This window comes from Bradyrhizobium sp. CCH5-F6 (assembly GCF_001556045.1).
Lineage (GTDB): Bacteria > Pseudomonadota > Alphaproteobacteria > Rhizobiales > Xanthobacteraceae > Bradyrhizobium.
Genome location: NZ_LSIC01000061.1, coordinates 84,747 through 103,360 on the forward strand (window position 1 = coordinate 84,747; position 18,614 = coordinate 103,360).

An 18,614-nucleotide genomic window follows, 5' to 3' on the forward strand; every position below is an offset into this window, starting at 1 on the left:
CATTCCGGGGCACGCGAAGCGTGAACCGGGAATCTCGAGATTCCGGGGGAATGATGGTCAGGTTTGCGAGCAGGAAAGCGCGGCAGCACGCCGTTCTATCGAAGGATTTCGAGCGTGAGCTGACGCGCGAGGTGCTGCGCACCGAGCTGCTGCGGGTGCGGGCGCTGATCATGACCGGGTGCGTCATGATGCTGTTCTTCACAGCGGTCTATCTGATCGACCCCGCTGTGGTGAACCGGGTCTGGCGCGGGACGGAAGGGCTCATCGAGGTCTACGGCCTTCTCGTCGGCTTCATCCTGTTCGAGGTCTGGGTCCATACCCAGATCAGGAAGAATCTTCGCCTCGATCGCGATCTGCCGGTGATCCGGCGCTACATCGGTACGCTGATCGAAACATCGCTGCCGACGGTGATTCTCATCCTGCAAATCCGGACGATGGGCGCGAGCCAGGCGCTCGGCTTTGCCGTGCCGATGATGTACTTCATCTTCGTGATTCTCTCGACGCTGCGGCTCGATTTCTGGCTCTCCACGTTCACGGGCTTCGTGGCTGCAGCCGGACTGCTGATCGTCGGAATCTACTACAACGCGGCGAGCGAAGCCGGCGACCCCCTGATCTACTTCCACGCGGTCCGCAGCGTCGTCATCCTGATCTGCGGCGTGCTGGCCGGCGCAGTCGGCGCGCAGCTGCGGCGGCAATTTGCTGCGAGCATCGCGGCGGCCACAGCGCGCGACCGGGTGACCAATCTGTTCGGCCAGCACGTCTCTCCTCAGGTGGTCGAGCGGCTGATGGCGGCGGGAACGAGCGCAAGCGGTGATATCCGCCGCGTCGCGGTCATGTTCGTCGATTTTCGCGGCTTCACCGCCGGCGCGCAGTCGCGCACGCCACAGGAGGTGGTCGACCGGCTCGACGGCGCCTTCGCCGTGCTGGTCGACATTCTCGACCGCCAGGGCGGCATCGTGAACAAATTTCTGGGCGACGGTTTCCTCGCGCTGTTCGGTGCGCCGCTGGAAGCCGCCGACGCTGCGCAGCGTGCAGTCGCCGCCGGCCGCGAGATGCTGAGGGCGATGGATCGCATCAACGCAGAGACCAGCTGGCCGCTGCGGATCGGCATTGGCATCCATTTCGGCGAGGTCGTCGCCGGCAATATCGGCTCGCCCCGGCGCAAGGAATACACCGTGATCGGCGACACCGTGAACTTCGCCTCGCGCCTGGAGGCGCTGAACAAGGAGTTCGGCTCGCAACTCCTGATCTCCGCGTCCGTGCGCGAGGCGCTGGGCGACGACGGCAACGACGCCGTCGCCCTCGGTGAGGTCGAGGTGCGCGGTTACGAGCGTCCCGTGGCGGTGTTTCAACTGGGGTAGGACGCATCATGCTTCCATCATCGGCGATTGCTCCGAATGCTCCGAATTTTGGGGCATGACGAGCGATGTCGCATGCTTGTAGACTGCTGCGCGATGCGGCCGGTCGCGGCCGTACTTGCATGAGGAAGAGACGATGCAGCGCCGTTACGTCACCGTGGACGTATTCACCGACCGCGCTTTCGGCGGCAACCAGCTCGCCGTGGTGCTCGATGCCGGCGGCCTGTCGACGGCGCAGATGCAGGCGATCGCCACCGAGTTCAACTATTCCGAGACGACCATCGTGTTGCCGCCCCGCGACAAGGCCAACGATGCCGAGGTGCGTATCTTTACCCCCGTCAGGGAGCTTCCCTTCGCGGGTCACCCCAATGTCGGCACCGCCTTCGTGCTGGCGACGATCGCGAAAGAGTCGAAGCCGCGGCTGCTGTTCGAGGAGAAGGCGGGTCTGGTCCCGGTCGATATCGTGCGGGAGCAGGGCAGGGTGATCAGCGCCGAGCTCACCGCGCCGCAGCCCCTGGCGAGGCTTGCACATCTTTCCCCGGCCGACGTCGCCGCCTGCATTTCCCTGGCGGCGGATGACATCAAGACCGATCACCATGCGCCGCAAGTCGTCGGCGTCGGAACGCCGTTCGTGGTCGCGGAGGTGCGATCGCGCGAAGCCGTCCGCCGCGCCAAGCCTGACGCAGCGGCGTTTGGCCGGATGCTGCCGCGCGACGGCGCTTTCTCGGTCTACTTCTACACGCGCGACGTGCCGGCAGCGGAAGCGCCCTGCGAGCGTCAGGCGCGGATGTTCTTTCCCGGCGCGAGCGGCCTGATCGAGGATCCCGCTACTGGCAGTGCGACGGTCGCCGCTGCCGCGCTGTTCGCCGATCTCGATCCCACGCGTGACGGCGAATTGAAGCTCACCATTGGCCAGGGCTTTGACATGGGCCGTCCGAGCATTCTCCTGACCCGCGTGCGCAAGCAGGACGGCAAGATCGTCTCCGCCCATGTCGGCGGGAGCTGCGTGCAGATGATGGAGGGGACGTTCAAGCTGGCGGGCGAGGGGTAGGCTGTCATTCCGGGGCACGACGAGGTTGCGTCAGCATGACGGCTACGGCGGCGGCTACACCTGCCGTCCCGCCAAATTCTTCACCGCCACCCCGTCGCGCTCCTCGATGATCTCCGCGATCATCTGGCGGTGGCAGTGGGTGTGGTCGCGCTCGTAGCAGAGCAGGCACACGGGGCCGGCCTTCTTCACCAGCGCCGAGAGCTCGTCCATCTCTTCCCGCGCCTGCGGCGTTTTCAGGTGCTTCGCGTAGATTTTCTCCAGCACATCGTACTGCCCGCTGCGGGCGGCGAGGCGGCCCTCTTTCGGCGTGCCGAGCGCGGCGAGATGGACGTAGGCGATGCCGCGCTCGTCGAGGCCTGCCGAAAGCTGCTTCTTTGAAAAGCCCGGTCGGCGCGACGACGTCACCGCGCGCACGTCGACCACGAGCTTGACGCCGGCTTCTTCCAGTTCGTCCAGCACGGCCTTGGGCGGCGTCTGCTCATAGCCGATGGTGAAGAGCTTCCTCGCCTTTGCCATGGAGCCCTCAGCTCACCCGCGCGATCAGTTCCATGGCGCCGTGCGGCGCACGCACCTTGCCCTCGTGAATGACGTAGGCGAACACGTCGCGCGGTTCCTTCTTCGGCTTGGACTTGTCTACCTTCGGCAGGTCGTCCGGTTCGCTGCCCGAAGCCCAGTCCTGGAAGCGCTTGGCCCAGGCATCGAGCTGCTTCGGCGGATAGCAGGTCTTGATCTCGTCATTGCCCTTCTGGAGCCGCGCATAGACGAAATCGCCGGCGACGTCTGCGATGGCCGGATATTTGCCGTGCTCGGCGAACACCACGGGCGTCTCGAACTCGCGGATCAGCGCGACGAAGTCAGGCGTGCAGAAGCTGTCATGGCGGACCTCGACGACATGGCGTAACGCGCGCCCGTCGAGCTTGCGCGGCAACAGCTCTAGGAACTTGCCGAAATCGGCCCCGTCGAATTTTTTGGTTGGCGCGAACTGCCACAACACCGGTCCGAGATGATCGCCGAGTTCCAGCACGCCGGAATCATAGAATCGCTTGATGGAGTCGCCGGCCTCCGCGAGCACGCGCCGATTGGTGGCGAAGCGCGGTCCCTTCACCGAGAACACGAAGCCATCAGGGACTTCGCTCGCCCATTTGCGGAAGCTCTCCGGCTTTTGCGAGCCGTAATAGGTGCCGTTGATCTCGATCGAGGTCAGCTTCGAGGCCGCATAGGACAGCTCCTTCGCCTGCGTGAGCTTCTCCGGATAGAACACGCCGCGCCAGGGCTCGAAGGTCCAGCCGCCAATGCCGATGAAGATGTTGCCGGATTTTCTTGACGCGGTTTTTGATTTGGCCACGGGATGATCTCGCATCGACAGGAGGAGCCTCATCCTAGTCAAACCAGTTGTGATTGGCCAGTTGCGCCGTCCCCTCTAAGCTCGCGAGGGGGCCCGCGAAGAAGGAGACCAAGATGCGGATGCTGATGGTGGGAGCGGCGCTCGTCATGATGACATCTGCTGCCATGACACGTTCAACCTTGGCGGATGACGACGACGCGAGAAGCGCACAAAAGCTCGCCCAGCAGGGCCGCGACGATTACTGGCATTGCCTCGCGCGGGAATATTCGCGCGACGCCAATCAGGGCCTGTCGGAGCAGGGTTTCGGCCGCTCGGTTGCGGGCGCCTGTCCATCGGAGCGACAACATTACCGGGTCGCGCTGCTCGATTATCTCACCACGCAGTATCCGACCATCGATTCCGGCGCCCATCTCGCCACCGCGAACAGGGCGGTGGAGGCGGCGCAGAAGGACATCGTGACGGCCTTCGTCAAGCGCCGGTCGCCCGCCAGATAGCGAGCAGGGAGTGGCGAGGAGCGAAGAGGGGCAGGAGGCCGGTTTCCCCATTCGCTACTCGCCCATTCCGCAGCTCTTCCGGGCGCGCGCTCATCTGTGGTATCAGCGCGCATCGGGAGCAGGGAAGGACTTGCATGTCGTCTGAGTCGATGGGGGGCATTCTGGGGGCGATCGTCGCGGCGATCGTGCTTGCGGCTGCCGTCGTGTTCGGGCCGATCGGTCAGTACGGCAAGCCGCCCAAGCCGGCGAAAGTCGAGCCGGCTCCGGCCGCGGCGCCGGCGGTCCCCGCCACGCCTGCGCCGCGTGGGCCGATCATTCGGGAAGTGCCCAACCAATAGGGCGCGAAAATGAGGTTTCTGCCCCCTTGCGAAGCGGTCTTGCCGCCCCCATCTAGCCTGTAACGGTGACGTTGAGTTAAGAACTCCGTCGCTGGGACGACCTTGGAATAGCTCAGACCTGCGCCGGATGTACGCGCGGTCCGCCGTTCCGGGGTCGTTGGCATTTTAGGGCCCCTTTTCGGCCGTTCCCCTGAGACCCCGGCTTGGCAGCGCAGGACGCGGCGGATATACGCTGCCGTCATGAACGAAGCGATCAGACCGGGCGCCGACATCCCGCTGCAGGCTCAAGAGGGGCCGGAACTGTCGGTCATCGTCCCGACCTTCAACGAGCGCGACAACGTCACGGTGCTGTACCGGCGGCTGGAGGCGACGCTCGCCAACGTCGCCTGGGAAGTCGTGTTCGTCGACGACAATTCGCCCGACGGCACCTGGGACGTCGTGCGCGCGCTGGCGCAGCGCGACAGCCGCGTGCGCTGCATCCGCCGCATCGGCCGTCGCGGCCTCTCGGGCGCCTGCATTGAGGGCATCCTCGCCTCGAGCGCTCCCTATGTGGCCGTGATCGACGCCGACCTTCAGCACGACGAGACGCAACTGCCGAAGATGCTGTTGCTCCTCGCCAGCGATCAGGCCGACCTCGTGGTCGGCAGCCGCTACATCGAGGGCTACAAGAGCGAAGGCTTCAACAAGCAGCGCGCCGGAGCCAGTGCGCTAGCGACCGAGTTCGCCAGGAAAATGCTGCGGGTCGAGATCGCCGACCCCATGAGCGGCTTCTTCATGATCCGCCGCGACCGTTTCGAGCAGCTCGCGCCGAAGCTCTCCGTGCACGGCTTCAAGATCCTGCTCGATGTCGTCGCGACGGGGCACGGCAGCTTGCGGGCGGTCGAGGTTCCCTACACCTTCGGCGCCCGCCAGCACGGCGAGAGCAAGCTCGATTCCATGGTCGCGCTCGACTTCCTCGGTCTGGTACTAGCCAAGCTGACCAACGACATCGTCTCGCTGCGCTTCATCCTGTTCGCCATGGTCGGCGGCATCGGCCTCGTGGTGCATCTCGCCACGCTGTTCATCGCCCTTCAGCTGTTCAACGCGCCGTTCGCGGAGGCGCAGGCCGCCGGCGCCATCGTCGCCATGACCAGCAATTTCATTCTCAACAACTTCCTCACCTATCGCGACCAGCGGCTGAAGGGCTTTGCGCTGCTGCGCGGCCTGATCGCCTTCTACATCGTGTGCAGCGTCGGCCTGCTCGCCAATGTCGGCGTCGCCTTCTCCGTGTACGACCAGGAGCCGATCTGGTGGCTTGCCGGCATGGCCGGTGCGCTGATGGGCGTGGTGTGGAACTACGCGATGTCCGGACTGTTCGTCTGGCGCAAGAAATAGCGCGTGATGGGCGGAGCCGACGGGCGGATCGTCCGCAACACCGCGCTGCTGATTCTCGCGCTGGTCGGATTGCGGCTCGTCGCGGCCGCCTTCACGCCGATCACGTTCGACGAAGCCTATTACTGGATGTGGTCGAAGAGCCTCGCCGGGGGGTACTACGACCACCCGCCAATGGTCGCCTATGTGATCCGCGCCGGCACCATGATCGCGGGCGACACCGAGCTCGGAGTCCGTCTCGTCTCGATCCTGCTGGCGCTGCCGATGAGCTACGCCGTCTATCGCTCTGCCGCGATCCTGTTCGGCGGCGTGCGTGTGGCCGCGACCAGCGCCATCCTGCTCAACGTCACGATGATGGCCTCGGTCGGCACGCTGATCGTCACGCCCGATGCGCCGCTGCTGGTCGCCTCCAGCTTCGTGCTGTTCTTCCTCGCCAAGGTGCTGGAGACAGGTCGGGGGCCCTGGTGGCTCGCGGTCGGCGCGGCGGTCGGCGCGGCGCTGCTGTCGAAATACACCGCGATGTTCTTTGGGCTCGCGATCCTGATCTGGCTCGCTTCCGTGCCGAAGCTCAGGCGCTGGTTTCTCTCGCCCTGGCCCTATCTCGGCGGTCTCGTTGCCCTGGCGCTGTTCTCGCCGGTGATCGTCTGGAATGCGGACCATCAATGGGTCTCGTTCGCAAAGCAGCTCGGCCGCGCGAAGATCGAGGACTTCCGGCCCGTCTTCATCGCCGAGCTGATCCCCACCCAGATCGCGTTCGCGACGCCGCTGGTCTTCATCCTCGGTGCGATGGGCCTGCACACCTTGACCTGGCAGCGGGCCGGCGCACTGGCCTCGCGCGTGCTGATCGAGACGATGTTCTGGACCATCGTCGCCTATTTCGTCTGGCATTCGCTGCATGCGCGTGTCGAGGCCAACTGGTTCGCGCCGGTCTATCCGCCCTTCGTCGTCGCTGCGGCCGCGGCTGCCAACCTCGCGCAATGGAAGCCGCGCCAGCGGCGCCTCGTCGACTTCTGCCTGCGCTGGGCGGCGCCCGTCGGTATCGTGATGTTTGCAGCGTTGATCGTTCAGGCCAATACCGGCTGGCTCTCGGGCTATCGCCGTGATGCCACGGTGCGCAGCGTCGGCGTCGGCTGGCGCGAGCTTGCCGCCGAGATCGAAGCGCTGCGCGTGCGCAGCGGTGCGACCTGCGTGCTCGCCCAGGACTACGGCACCACGGGCTGGCTGGCCTTCTATCTGCCGCGCGGCACCTGCGTAGTGCAGCAAACCCAGCGCATCCGCTGGGTCAACATGCCCGAGCCCGACCCCAGGCTGCTCGCCGGCAAGCTGCTCTATGTCGACGAGCTGCGCAGCGGGGGCCATCCCGCTCTCAACGCTCTCTTTGCGCAGGTGACGCAGATTGCGCAATTGCAGCGCAAGCGCGGACCGCTCGTGGTCGAGACCTACGGCATCGATCTTCTGGAAGGCGCCAAGGGCGACGTGCTGGATCGCTCGCCGCCGCCGGAAGCGCGGTAGTTCATGAAGCGCGGTAGTTCATGGCGGCCTGCGCCGCGGCGACGGCGCAGTGTTGGGACGAATTGACGGCTGTTCAGTCGACCGTCTCTGCCTTCGTCGTGTCCTGCCTCGGCCCATCCCGGTCGTGCCAGAACCAGACGGTCACGACGCCCGAGCGGCCACGGACCTGGGCGAGCAGGGGGCCGGTCAGAACGCCGGCGGGCGTGCCGTGGAAGTCGGCCGCGTCGAGCAGCGTATCGCTCAGGGCGAGCCGCGCGCCGTTCTGGGCGGCGACCTCCATCAGCCGGCTCGCGACGTTGACGGTGTCGCCCGTCGCCGTGATGTGCTGATGGCTCTCGCCGAGGCGGGAGGCGACGATCTCGCCGAAATGCGCGCCGATCTTGAAGCCGAGCTGGTCGCCGATCGCGGTCGGCAGCGAGTCGATCCAGCGCTCCACGCTGCGATGCAGGTCGATCGCGCATGTCAGCGCGCGCGCCGCGTCGTCGGGCATCGCGCGCGGCAGTCCGAACAGGATCATGGCCCCGTCGCCAAGAAATCCGGTGATCATGCCGCCGCAATCCACCGCCGTCTTCTCGATCTGCGCGTGGAATGCCTTCAAGAAGTCCCGAAGCACGTCCGGATCGGTGCGTTCGCTCAGCCCCGTGAAGCCGGAGAGATCGATGAAGACCACGGCTGCGTGCTGGCGGACGGGTTTTGACAGGAAATCGGGATCGCGCGCCAGCCACTCCTGCACGGCGGGGGCCTGGAATTGCGCGAGCGATCGGCTCTTGGCCGCGAAATATTGCGTGCGGCGGCTTCCCGCCCACAGCTGCACGCCGGCAAAGATCGCGACCGGCGGAACGGCAGCCACGAGCGTCGTCGCGGCGTTCAGCCAGACGCCGTGCGTGAACGCGAGCACATTGAGCCCGGCCCAGGCGATCATCACCACTGCCGCCGCAACGATGCCGAGCGCGCTGCGCCGCCAGGCGAGCAGCCCGACCAGTAGCATCGGCAAGAGGATCGCAACGACCGCATCGGCGATGCGGACCCTGCCGTCGCGTACGATGCCGTCGCCGGCGACGAGATGGGTGATTGCGGTCGAGATCACCTCGACGCCGGGCATCAGGGAATCGAACGGCGTCGGGTAGACGTCGCCGCCGCCGGCGACCGAAGCGCCGATCACGACGATCCGGTTCTCGATGGCGGCTCGGTTGAGCGTGCCGTCGAAGATGCTCTGCGCGCTGACGGTGCGAATGGTGCGGCGCGGGCCGTAATAGGTGATCGGCAGCGCGAAATCGGTGTCGGTCGGCACGGCGCGGTCGCCGAGCATGAGACGATCGGGTGCGATCGTCAGCGGCTGGTCGAGTGCGCGCGCCGCCACGCGCAACGGGAATGACAGCTCGACCTTGTCTCGGGTGCGGAACAGCATCGGCACCGAGAGCGGCGAGCCCGATTGTCCCGTCGCGACGTTGACGACGCCGACCTCGGCGTGATCGGAGAATGCGGGCAATGGCTGCAGGAAGCGCTCGGCCTGCGGGAGAACGGCGAGGGGACCTTCGCTGCTCGGATCCACGGTTTCGCTGGCGGAGGGGAAGATCGCCGCGGCCGCGAGCACCATCGGACCGGTGGCGAGCGTGTTGGCGAGCGTGGCATCGCCGATCGCAGCGCTGCGGTCGACGAGCAGGAGATCAATGCCGATGACTTTCGGCTTGAATTGCACGATGGCGTCGACGACGCGCGCAAGATCCGCGCGCGGCATCGGATAGCTGCCGCCGCGCTTCACCACGGTATCGTCGATCGCGACGATGGTGACGAGATCGGGCGGCTGCCGCACGCCGCGGACCTGGGTCCGCCAATCCGTCAGTGTCGCCTCGAGCCGGTCGAGAAAGCGCAGATGGCCATTGGCGTGCGCGGCATAGATGCCCGCGCCCCACAGCGCGGTGAGAACGAGTGCCACCAGGATCTGGACGCGTCGGCTACGCATGCGGTCGTTTTTGCAATCTCTTGATGGTCTAATATTCTCGTCCGGGTCCAATCGACCCGGTCTATTGTCCAAGCCTTGCCATCAGCGCATCGACACGGGGCTGGCCCCAGGTCTTGACGGTCAATGGGCCGGTTGCCTCGACATCGACGCCTTCGCCCGGTCCAAGCACGACGCCGCGTCCACGGGCCCTGCGGCTCACGCCGACACGGCCGTCGGCGACGAACACGGAGGTCTTGGCGTCAGCGACATCGACCGCCCATTTCGTGCCGCGTACGGCTGCGATCGCCTGCGGGGTGAGCACCTTGAAGGGACTGCCGCCGGGCTTCTTGGGCACCTCGATCAGCAGCGCTTTGCTGCTCAACTCCACGGAGTCTATATGTCCGTCGCGGTTGGCGTCTTTTAGTTCAAATCGGGCGCCATTTTCCGAAACGATCGTGATGCCGTTCCCGCAGCGCCAAACTTGCGTGCCCGCAGCCGACGGCGACGCCGTGCAGCCCGCATTGGCGCCAGGCTGTGCGGCTGCAAAGCCGGTCAATGACGATGATAACGCGAGGGCACAAAACCCGGCGCGCGAAAAGCCTCTCATGCCAGCCTCCGTTTGCGTGCTCGGCACAGTTCAAGGCGATGTTGATACGGTACCGTATCACACGCGGAGGCTGCTGAAAAGTGCCGGGTTGGTAGCTATTTTATCGCGGTGGCGATTTCCAGGCCGGCGCGATCAACTTTCGGTCACGGCGCCGTGCCGCGCGAGGCAGTGTGGTGCGCGGGCTGTTGCCGCATGGGCCGGCTGGCGCGGAGTCCACCAGCCTCGCGCAACGCTCCCGCGCTACGGTCAGGGCCAGTTTGAGGACCACGAAAATGACGTTGTCGAGTGCGTCATGGATGCGGCCGCAAACGTCGAAGAGTCCACGCAAACCGGGTCGAGAAACATGGTTAACAGACGCGCCTAAGTCCGTAGTTTTGCGAGCTTTTTTCTCGAAATGGGACAGCGTTAACGCATTGCCCCACATCCGCCCGAACTTAATCCGCATTTAACTAAAAGTCGCCTTAATGACGCTCCGACCCTCTGCGAGATGCTGTTCCCGGATCGTGACCAGCGGCACTTCGAAGGGGGACTGAGTGACACCGTCCTGGACGCAAGGCGAATGAGTACGAGTATCGCTGCGCAAAGTAACGCGGCACGGAAGTCCAATCTTCGGAAGCCTTCCCGGAAAATGACCGCCACCAATTGGCTTGGCGCCGCCGCGATCGGCTGCGTCGTGACGGGCGCCGGCTGGATCGTCTACAGCAACGTCCTCGGCGCGAGCGTCTATCCCACCGTCGGCAGCATCGGCTACGACGAGCCAGTGGTCAGGCGCGCGCCCAGGGTCGTGCTGCGCGAGGCCGGCGAGGCCATCAAGGAAACCTTCGCGCTGCTGCCCGACCGCTTGCAGGTGGCCGCTCCCATCTCGCGCGAGATGTTCAACGAGCGCTTCGCCGCGGCTGCGACCCCGGGCGTGGCATCCAATGCGGCGAGCGCCGAACCTGCCGCTTCCGCAACCAGGGTTGCCGACGCCCGGGAGACCGCGAAGCCGGGCGTGATCGCGAAGGTCGCCGAAGTCCTGAAACCGCAGGGGCCGGCAAGGACCGGTGATGCTGCCAAGGCCAAGCGCACTGACACAATGCAGCTGGCCTCGGCCGATCCGGCCCAGATCGTGCCGGCGCCGGAGGCGAAGCCTAAGTCGTTCGCCGATCGCGCCAAGGCCGCAGTGATGTCGATCACCGGTCCGCGCCAGTCGATGGTGGAAAAGCTCTGGGGCAAGCGCGAGCCGTCCGGCGGTCTGCTTGCCTACGCCTCGGCCGACGCCAGCGTGACCGCGGCCATCGCGCCGAAGGAGCAGAACCCGATGTTCGGTGGCGCGCCGCCCTACGAGCGCGACACCGCGGTCTACGACATCACCGCCAAGACGGTGTATCTGCCCGACGGCACCAAGCTCGAGGCGCATTCGGGCCTCGGCTCCAATCTCGACGATCCGCGCTCCCAGCGCCTGCGCATGCGCGGCGTGACGCCGCCGCACATCTACACGCTGAAGCCACGCGAAGCGCTGTTCCACGGCGTGCCGGCGCTGCGCCTGACCCCGATCGGCGGCGAGAGCGCGATCTACGGCCGCGACGGCCTGCTCGCGCATACCTTCATGCTCGGGCCGAACGGCGATTCCAACGGCTGCGTGTCGTTCAAGGACTACTACGCATTCCTCGACGCCTACCGCAACAAGGGCATCCGCAAGCTCGCGGTGCTGGCGCGGGTGGAGTGATCGCACCTCTCCATCGATGACGAAAAGGGCCGCTCGCAGCGGCCCTTCTCTTTTCGCGTCGCGGGCGCACTTCAGCCCGGCCAGCTCTGTCCGCCGCCGTCGATCCTCAGCACCTGGCCGGAGACGAAGGTACCCATGGGGCCGGCGAAGAACTCGATGACGCGCGCGACCTCGTCCACGGTGGCGATGCGGTCGAGCGTGCCGCTTTCGACCATCCGGTTCGGGTCGACCGCGCGGGTACCGAGGAAGCGGCCAGTGCGGGTATCGCCAGGCGCGATGCAGTTGACCGCGATATCGTAGGGGCGGAGCTGGTCGGCGAGACATCGCGTGTAGTGGGTCACCCCGGCCTTTGACACCGCATAGATCGAGCCGTTGGTGCGCCCCTTGAACGCCGCGACCGAGCCGAGCGTGACGATGCGGCCGGATCGCCGCTCCATCATGCCCTTCGCGACCGCCTGGCAGGTGAGGATGGTCGAGAGCAGATTGCGCTCCAGCACCGCGCGCACGTCTGCCTCCTTGATATTCACCGCATCGTTCGGATCGGGCTTGCCGCCGGCAGCCGCGATATCGCCGCCGGCATTGTGGACGAGGATGTCGATCGGCCCGAGGGCGCCCTCCGTCTCGGCAATCACGCGCGCGATGTCCTCGCCCTTGGTGAGGTCGCCGAGCACACGCTTGCTGCGGACCCCGAACGCCTGGCCGATCTCCGCCGCCACCGCTGTAAGCGTCGTGCCCTCGCCATATTCCGCCGGCCCGTTCTCGCGCATGCCGTGGATAGCGACATCGGCGCCGAGCGCGGCAAGCTTCTCGGCAAAGGCGCGGCCGAGCCCGCGCCCGGCGCCGGTCACCAGCGCGACCTTGCCTGCAAGCATCTTCGTTCCCTCACCTGGCTTCATGATCTTTCCTGTTGCGGTTTGTCAGTTGGTCGCGACGCGGATTGATGTCATGGGCGCGCCCGCGCAACGCCGGCGCGATCATGGCACGATCAGCGCGCAAACGAAAACCAGGGCCGCAATTGCGCGATACGTTGCGCAACGCCTGGGGTCGACCGGGCCTTCACGCCAGCGCCTCGCCGCGTGCGATGATTGCGAAGCGGTCCGACAGCTCGGCCAGCGCGACCTCGTGGACGGTCCGGGCGTCCAGCGTGCCGCCGAGGCCGTCGGGCAGATCCCGCGTGGCGCAGGAATCCGCATGGATCGTCGTGCGAAAACCGAGATCGAGCGCGGCACGCGCGGTGGAGCTGACGCACATATGCGTCATGAAGCCGGCCAGCACGATATTCTTGCGTCCGCTCGCGGCGAGCTGCGCTTGCAGGTCGGTGCCGGCGAAGGCGTTCGGCAGCTCCTTCTCGATCACGAGCTCCTTCGCACGGGGACCAAGCTCGGCGACGATCGCGCCGCGATCGGCGGAGCGATCGAACAGGCCGCCGGCCTTGCCGCGATGGGCGATGTGGATGATCACAGCGCCACTCTCGCGTGCCCGCGCCAACAGGGCGGCTGCCCGGACGATCGCAGGTTTGGCGTCGGGCAGGGCGAGGGGACCTGCCAGATATTCGTTCTGGATGTCGATCAGCACCAGCACGGCTTCGCCAAGAGGCGGCGGGGTGAGGTCGGCACCGGCGAGCTGCAGCAGGGTCTTTACGGACGTCATGATTTCATATCTCCAGGGTGACACTGCCCAATCATAGCTGCGGAGCCGCCTGCTGATATGCAGGGATATTGCAGCCGATGGCTGCGATATTGCAGGCCGTTGCCGGCCGGTATAGGCTGGAAGGCATGAACTGGGACGACCTTCGCATCATCGCTGCGGTCAGGGACGAGGGCACCTATGCCGGGGCCAGCGCGCGGCTGCGTATCGACGAGACCACGGTCGGGCGCCGGCTGTCGCGTATCGAGCGCGCGCTCGGCCTGCGCCTGTTCGAGGCTGCCGACGGCGTTCGCAAGCCGACCCGGAGCTGCGAGGCGGTGCTCGCGCATATCCAGGCGATGGCCGCGCATGCCGCCGAGATCGGTCGCGTCAGTCAGAGTCTGCCGGGCCCGGTGGGACACCTGCGCATCGCCTCCACCAATGCATTCGCGGACGAGGTTCTGGCACCGCATGCGAGCGACTTCCTGCGCGCCAATCCCGGCCTGACGCTGCAATTTCTGACCTCGAGCGAGAATGTCAGGTTCTCGCGCTGGGAAGCCGATCTCGCGATCCGCCTGCGCAAGCCCGACAAGGGCGATTTTTCCATTTTGAAGCTCGGAGACATCCGTATCTATTATTTCGAGCCGGTCGCGATCGAAGGCGAGCCGGCGCTGTGCGCCTATCCGGACGAGCTCGGCGCCATTCCTGAGATGCAGTTTCTGCGCACGAAGAAAATCCGGCCGCGCTGCGTGACTGACAATGTCCGCGTCATCCGCACGCTGATCCGCTCGCACCAGGCCGCGGGCGTGCTGCCGGAGCACAGCTGCACCGACTTGCTCGGCGACCGCCGCCTGCGCGCCACGCTGCTGCCGAAACGGCGCGACGTCTGGCTGCTCGTGCAGAACCATCTCAAGCGCGATGCCGCGACTCGCGTGACGATCGACTGGGTGCGGTCTTGTTTCGAGCAAATGTCGCCTGCCTGACGCGACATCGCTTGGGGTTCATGGTGTCGCTGTGCGTAACGTGCGACGAAAAATCTTCTCGTGGCATCTTGCAACCCGAAGATGCTTCGTCTATTAGCGCGGTCCTTCGCTAGGCCATGGGTTCGGGCTCTCTGAGATCCCGACTGGCGCGTGCCGGTCTCCGGTTTCGTGTTCCGCCGAATGAAGGAGAAACGCAGGACGTAGCTCATGGAGAGCGTCGGGCTGAACACCCGAAGGCATCGGTTCGATTCCGGTCTCTTGCACAAAGGATAGCTCAGTTTGGTAGAGCAGATGACTGTTAATCATCGTGACGCGGGTTCGAATCCCGCTCCAGCGCTCCGTTTCAGCCTGAAAAGCTGATACCTCTGACGAGGACCGGACGCGCGCTTCAGTCGCAGTCCGGCCGTGTTGCCGCAAGGCTTTCCGTCCGAACCTAGACACTGTGAGACCGGCTCTGCGCCGCGGGTAGATACCGCTTGCGCCGATGCCGGGTGGCTCCGCATGACCGCTCGACACGCGTCGGGCGATCGCGCGCGTGCGCCCGTCATCGTGCAAGCTCAAGCCTCGGCCCGCCGATTTCCCGGGAAGCGTCGTCCGCGTCCTCACGTCCTTTGCGAATGCAACCCGCTATCCGGCCGTGTCCGGCCGGAGGCAACATGATGGAGGCGTGTCATGACCTGGCACTTGCTGGCGCTGAACGTGACGGTGAAGGATGGCGAACGTGCGTTGCTCACGCGCAACGGACAGCTCGTGCGCGTGCTCGCGCCCGGCAGGCACCGCCTGTTCGATCCCCTGCACGAGCTGAAGGCCGAGGTGATCGACGTTGTGCGCAGCGAATTCCCCGCGGATCGCTACGCGGTGCTGAAGGCCGCGCGGCCTGATCTGGCCGCCGAGCTGTTCGAGGCGGTCGAGACCAGGGCGGACGAGATCGCCATCGTCAGCCTCGACGGCCGTCCCGTGCACCTGATGACGCCCTGGCAGGTGCGCGTCTACTGGAAGGTCGCGACCCGCATTGATGTCGAGCGCATCGATGTGTCCAGCGATGTCCGGGTCGACGCGCGGCACCTGACCATGATCGAGCGCAACCGCTCGACCGTCGTGATGGAAGCGGTGGTCGAGAACCACGAGGCCGGTCTGCTCTATGTCGAGGGCCGGCTGGTGGAGCGGCTCGCGCCCGGCCGGCACGCCTTCTGGACCGTCGGCCGCAAGATCGAGGTGAAGCGCCTCGACCTGCGGCCCCAGGCGGTCGAGATCACCGCGCAGGAGATGCTGACCAAGGATCGCATCGCGCTGCGGGTGACGCTGACGGCGTTCCGCAGGATCGTCGATCCTGAGCGGACGGTTGCGACCGTGCCCGACGTGGATGCGTGGCTGTACCGCCTGGTTCAGTTCGCGATCCGCGAGGCGGTCGCGGGCCGGACGCTGGACGAGGTGCTGTCTGCGAAGGCGGCGCTGGATGCGGAGCTGCGCGACTACGTGCGGGCACGCGTCGCGGAGTCCGGCGTGGAGGTGACCGAGCTCGGCGTCAAGGACGTGATCCTGCCCGGCGAGATCCGGGAGCTGGTGAACAAGGTGGTGGAGGCGGAGCGGGTCGCGAAGGCGAACCTGATCCGCCGGCAGGAGGAGACCGCGGCGACGCGTTCGCTCCTGAACACCGCCCGCCTGATGGAGGAGAACCCTCTGCTGCTGCGGCTCAAGGAGCTGGAGTCGCTGGAGCGGCTGGTCGAGAAGGTCGGCCGCATCGACCTCCATGCCGGCGACGGCGAGGGCCTCGACGCCCTCCTGACCCGGCTCGTGCGCCTGAAGGCGCCCGAGAGCGCATGAAACCGAGGGGCCGCCTACGGGCGGCCCTTCATGTCTCCAATGCCGATTCGCGCGGTGAACGCGGCGCCGCGCCTGTGCGACCAAAAGTTCGGGGACGGGATTGCCTTCCTGCTGGCCCCAATCGCCAAGAGCCATCGAGACCGACCATGACCACTCTTCAGGACACCATCCGCCCGTCGGCGCCGAGGCGCGAGTGGAAGGTCATCGTCATCCTGATCCTGCTGATCCCGGTACTTTGGGCGCCGCTCCTGTCGGTCCGCTTCCTTCTAGTGCAGCCTTTCAGTATTCCCTCAAACTCGATGGCGCCGACTCTGACGGTCGGCGACTATGTGTTTGCCGCCAAATCCGCCTATGGCTACGGCCGCTATTCCTTTCCCTTCGCTTCAATGTTCATCTCGCGCCGCGTGCTTGCGGCCGAACCGGCCTATGGCGACATCGTCGTCTTCCGGACGCCGGAGGACACTTCGGTCGATTACGTCAAGCGTGTCGTCGGGCTGCCGGGCGACCGCGTCCAGATTCGAAACGGCGAATTGTTTCTGAACGACAAGCCGGCGATGCGCCTTGCGATGACGGACGAGGCCGCCGATTCGGCGTGTAGCGTCGACACCGCTGAAAAGGTCCGGCGCTGGCGCGAGGTGCTGCCGAACGGGGTCAGCTACGTCATCTACGACTGCGTCGAGAGCGGCTATCTCGACAATACGAAGGTCTTCACCGTGCCTTCAGGCCATGTCTTCGTGCTCGGCGACAACCGCGACAATTCCACCGACAGCCGCATGGCCACGATCGGCTTCATCCCGATGGACAATCTCGTCGGCAAGGTCACCCGGATCATCTGGTCGGTCGACGAAGAGGGTGAACTCCGGCCGGAGCGGATCAAGAAAGTGAAATGATGGGGGACGAAGTCCCCAAAACAAAAACCCCGGCATCGCTGCCGGGGTTTCGCATTTCTCGACTTTGCCTGAACGGCTGGATCAGAAGTCCATGCCGCCCATGCCGCCGCCCGGGGGCATCGCCGGGCCGGCGCCGCCCTTCTTGGGCAGCTCGGCGACCATGGCTTCCGTGGTGATCAGGAGCGCGGCAACCGAAGCTGCGTTCTGGATCGCGGTACGGACCACCTTGGTCGGGTCGATGATGCCCTTCTTGACGAGGTCGGCATATTCGCCGGTCTGGGAGTCGAAGCCGTAATTGTAGGCCTTGTTCTCCAGGATCTTGCCGACGATCACCGAGCCGTCTTCACCGGCGTTGATCGCGATCTGGCGGGCGGGAGCCGACAGCGCCTTGCGCACGATCTCGACGCCGGTCTTCTGGTCGTCGTTCTTGGTGCGCAGGCCCTTGAGCTGCTCGGAGGCACGGAGCAGGGCGACGCCGCCGCCCGGAACGATGCCTTCCTCGACAGCCGCGCGTGTCGCATGCATCGCGTCATCAACGCGATCCTTGCGCTCCTTCACCTCGATCTCGGTCGCGCCGCCGACGCGGATCACCGCGACGCCGCCAGCGAGCTTGGCGAGACGCTCCTGGAGCTTCTCACGGTCGTAGTCCGAGGTGGTCTCCTCGATCTGCGCCTTGATCTGGGCCACGCGCGCCTCGATGTCGGCCTTCTTGCCGGCGCCGTTGACGATCGTGGTGTTCTCCTTGTCGATCATCACCTTCTTGGCGCGACCGAGCATGTTGAGCGTGACGTTCTCGAGCTTGATGCCGAGGTCTTCCGAGATCGCCTGGCCGCCGGTCAGGATCGCGATGTCCTGCAGCATGGCCTTGCGGCGATCGCCGAAGCCCGGAGCCTTGACGGCCGCGACCTTCAGGCCGCCACGCAGGCGGTTCACGACCAGGGTCGCGAGGGCTTCGCCTTCGACGTCCTCGGCGACGATGACCAGCGGCTTGCCGGTCTGCACCACGGCCTCGAGCAGCGGGAGCAGCTCGTTCAGCGAGGAGAGCTTCTTCTCGTTGATGAGGATGTAGGCGTCGTCCATCTCAACGCGCATCTTGTCGGCGTTGGTGACGAAGTAGGGCGAGATGTAGCCGCGGTCGAACTGCATGCCCTCGACGACGTCGAGCTCGGTCTCGAGCGACTTGGCTTCCTCGACGGTGATGACACCCTCGTTGCCGACCTTCTTCATGGCGTCGGAGAGGAACTTGCCGATCTCCTGGTCGCCGTTGGCCGAGATGGTGCCGACCTGAGCGATCTCCTCGTTCGAGGTGACCTTCTTGGAGTTCTTCTGGAGGTCCGCAACGACGGCCTCGACCGCGAGGTCGATACCGCGCTTGAGGTCCATCGGGTTCATGCCGGCGGCGACCGACTTGGCGCCTTCACGCACGATCGCCTGGGCCAGCACGGTGGCGGTGGTGGTGCCGTCGCCGGCCGCATCAGCGGACTTGGAGGCGACTTCGCGCACCATCTGCGCGCCCATGTTCTCGAACTTGTCCTCGAGCTCGATCTCCTTGGCGACGGTGACGC

17 protein-coding genes and 2 tRNA genes are annotated in these 18,614 nt (G+C 65.8%); 12 read left to right on the plus strand and 7 right to left on the minus strand.

Going from position 1 to position 18,614, the window contains the following annotated elements:
- Positions 1-53: 53 nt before the first annotated feature.
- Together AX729_RS11635 and AX729_RS11640 are read left to right on the plus strand one after the other, a co-directional pair.
- Positions 54-1,361, plus strand: a complete 1,308-nt coding sequence (locus tag AX729_RS11635; protein WP_061023128.1) for an adenylate/guanylate cyclase domain-containing protein — start codon at positions 54-56, stop codon at positions 1,359-1,361.
- Between the two features lie 133 nt (positions 1,362-1,494).
- On the plus strand, positions 1,495-2,409 hold the full coding sequence (locus AX729_RS11640) for a PhzF family phenazine biosynthesis protein (RefSeq protein ID WP_061023130.1): 915 nt from the start codon (positions 1,495-1,497) through the stop codon (positions 2,407-2,409).
- 54 nt (positions 2,410-2,463) lie between these two features.
- On the opposite strand, the gene AX729_RS11645 is transcribed toward AX729_RS11640, so the two are convergent.
- Both AX729_RS11645 and AX729_RS11650 read right to left on the minus strand, forming a co-directional pair.
- Entirely contained in the window at positions 2,464-2,925 is a 462-nt protein-coding gene (locus AX729_RS11645; RefSeq protein ID WP_061023093.1) for a DUF488 domain-containing protein, read from the minus strand.
- Between the two features lie 7 nt (positions 2,926-2,932).
- Positions 2,933-3,769 (minus strand): DUF72 domain-containing protein, encoded by an 837-nt coding sequence (locus AX729_RS11650; RefSeq protein WP_156456882.1) that lies wholly within the window; start codon positions 3,767-3,769, stop codon positions 2,933-2,935.
- Between the two features lie 98 nt (positions 3,770-3,867).
- Between AX729_RS11650 and AX729_RS11655 the strand changes: the two genes are divergently transcribed.
- The 4 genes from AX729_RS11655 to AX729_RS11670 all read left to right on the plus strand — a co-directional run bounded on the left by AX729_RS11655 (position 3,868) and on the right by AX729_RS11670 (position 7,469).
- Positions 3,868-4,248, plus strand: coding sequence for a hypothetical protein (locus AX729_RS11655; RefSeq protein WP_061023095.1), 381 nt, complete (start codon positions 3,868-3,870; stop codon positions 4,246-4,248).
- Positions 4,249-4,382: 134 nt separating this feature from the next.
- The gene (locus AX729_RS11660) at positions 4,383-4,586 is read left to right on the plus strand and encodes a hypothetical protein (protein ID WP_061023096.1); all 204 of its coding nucleotides are present in this window, start codon (positions 4,383-4,385) and stop codon (positions 4,584-4,586) included.
- Between the two features lie 240 nt (positions 4,587-4,826).
- Positions 4,827-5,960, plus strand: coding sequence for a glycosyltransferase family 2 protein (locus tag AX729_RS11665; RefSeq protein WP_061023097.1), 1,134 nt, complete (start codon positions 4,827-4,829; stop codon positions 5,958-5,960).
- 6 nt (positions 5,961-5,966) lie between these two features.
- Positions 5,967-7,469, plus strand: coding sequence for a glycosyltransferase family 39 protein (locus AX729_RS11670; protein WP_061023099.1), 1,503 nt, complete (start codon positions 5,967-5,969; stop codon positions 7,467-7,469).
- Positions 7,470-7,542: 73 nt separating this feature from the next.
- Here AX729_RS11670 and AX729_RS11675 read toward each other — a convergent pair whose 3' ends face one another.
- On the minus strand, positions 7,543-9,432 hold the full coding sequence (locus AX729_RS11675) for a CHASE2 domain-containing protein (protein ID WP_061023101.1): 1,890 nt from the start codon (positions 9,430-9,432) through the stop codon (positions 7,543-7,545).
- Between the two features lie 61 nt (positions 9,433-9,493).
- The gene (locus AX729_RS11680) at positions 9,494-10,018 is read right to left on the minus strand and encodes a FecR domain-containing protein (RefSeq protein WP_061023103.1); all 525 of its coding nucleotides are present in this window, start codon (positions 10,016-10,018) and stop codon (positions 9,494-9,496) included.
- A gap of 628 nt (positions 10,019-10,646) precedes the next feature.
- Here AX729_RS11680 and AX729_RS11685 point away from each other — a divergent pair.
- Positions 10,647-11,726 (plus strand): DUF2778 domain-containing protein, encoded by a 1,080-nt coding sequence (locus AX729_RS11685; protein ID WP_061023105.1) that lies wholly within the window; start codon positions 10,647-10,649, stop codon positions 11,724-11,726.
- 71 nt (positions 11,727-11,797) lie between these two features.
- On the opposite strand, the gene AX729_RS11690 is transcribed toward AX729_RS11685, so the two are convergent.
- Together AX729_RS11690 and AX729_RS11695 are read right to left on the minus strand one after the other, a co-directional pair.
- Positions 11,798-12,622 carry an SDR family NAD(P)-dependent oxidoreductase gene (locus AX729_RS11690; RefSeq protein WP_061023107.1) on the minus strand — a complete coding sequence of 275 codons (825 nt, stop codon included), beginning with the start codon at positions 12,620-12,622 and terminating at the stop codon, positions 11,798-11,800.
- 160 nt (positions 12,623-12,782) lie between these two features.
- Positions 12,783-13,376 carry a cysteine hydrolase family protein gene (locus tag AX729_RS11695; protein WP_061023109.1) on the minus strand — a complete coding sequence of 198 codons (594 nt, stop codon included), beginning with the start codon at positions 13,374-13,376 and terminating at the stop codon, positions 12,783-12,785.
- 125 nt (positions 13,377-13,501) lie between these two features.
- On the opposite strand from AX729_RS11695, the gene AX729_RS11700 reads away from it, so the two are divergent.
- The 5 genes from AX729_RS11700 (at position 13,502) to lepB (ending at position 17,049) form a co-directional block, all read left to right on the plus strand.
- On the plus strand, positions 13,502-14,335 hold the full coding sequence (locus tag AX729_RS11700; protein WP_061023134.1) for a LysR family transcriptional regulator: 834 nt from the start codon (positions 13,502-13,504) through the stop codon (positions 14,333-14,335).
- Positions 14,336-14,528: 193 nt separating this feature from the next.
- Positions 14,529-14,598 (plus strand) — tRNA-Phe (locus AX729_RS11705).
- A gap of 4 nt (positions 14,599-14,602) precedes the next feature.
- Positions 14,603-14,668 (plus strand) — tRNA-Asn (locus tag AX729_RS11710).
- A 339-nt stretch (positions 14,669-15,007) separates the two neighbouring features.
- The gene (locus AX729_RS11715; RefSeq protein ID WP_061023110.1) at positions 15,008-16,159 is read left to right on the plus strand and encodes a slipin family protein; all 1,152 of its coding nucleotides are present in this window, start codon (positions 15,008-15,010) and stop codon (positions 16,157-16,159) included.
- Between the two features lie 146 nt (positions 16,160-16,305).
- Positions 16,306-17,049 carry a signal peptidase I gene (gene lepB / locus AX729_RS11720; protein WP_061023112.1) on the plus strand — a complete coding sequence of 248 codons (744 nt, stop codon included), beginning with the start codon at positions 16,306-16,308 and terminating at the stop codon, positions 17,047-17,049.
- An 81-nt stretch (positions 17,050-17,130) separates the two neighbouring features.
- Here the strand turns inward: lepB and groL are convergent.
- A partial coding sequence (groL, locus tag AX729_RS11725) for a chaperonin GroEL (protein WP_061023114.1) occupies positions 17,131-18,614 on the minus strand: 1,484 nt, incomplete at its 5' end.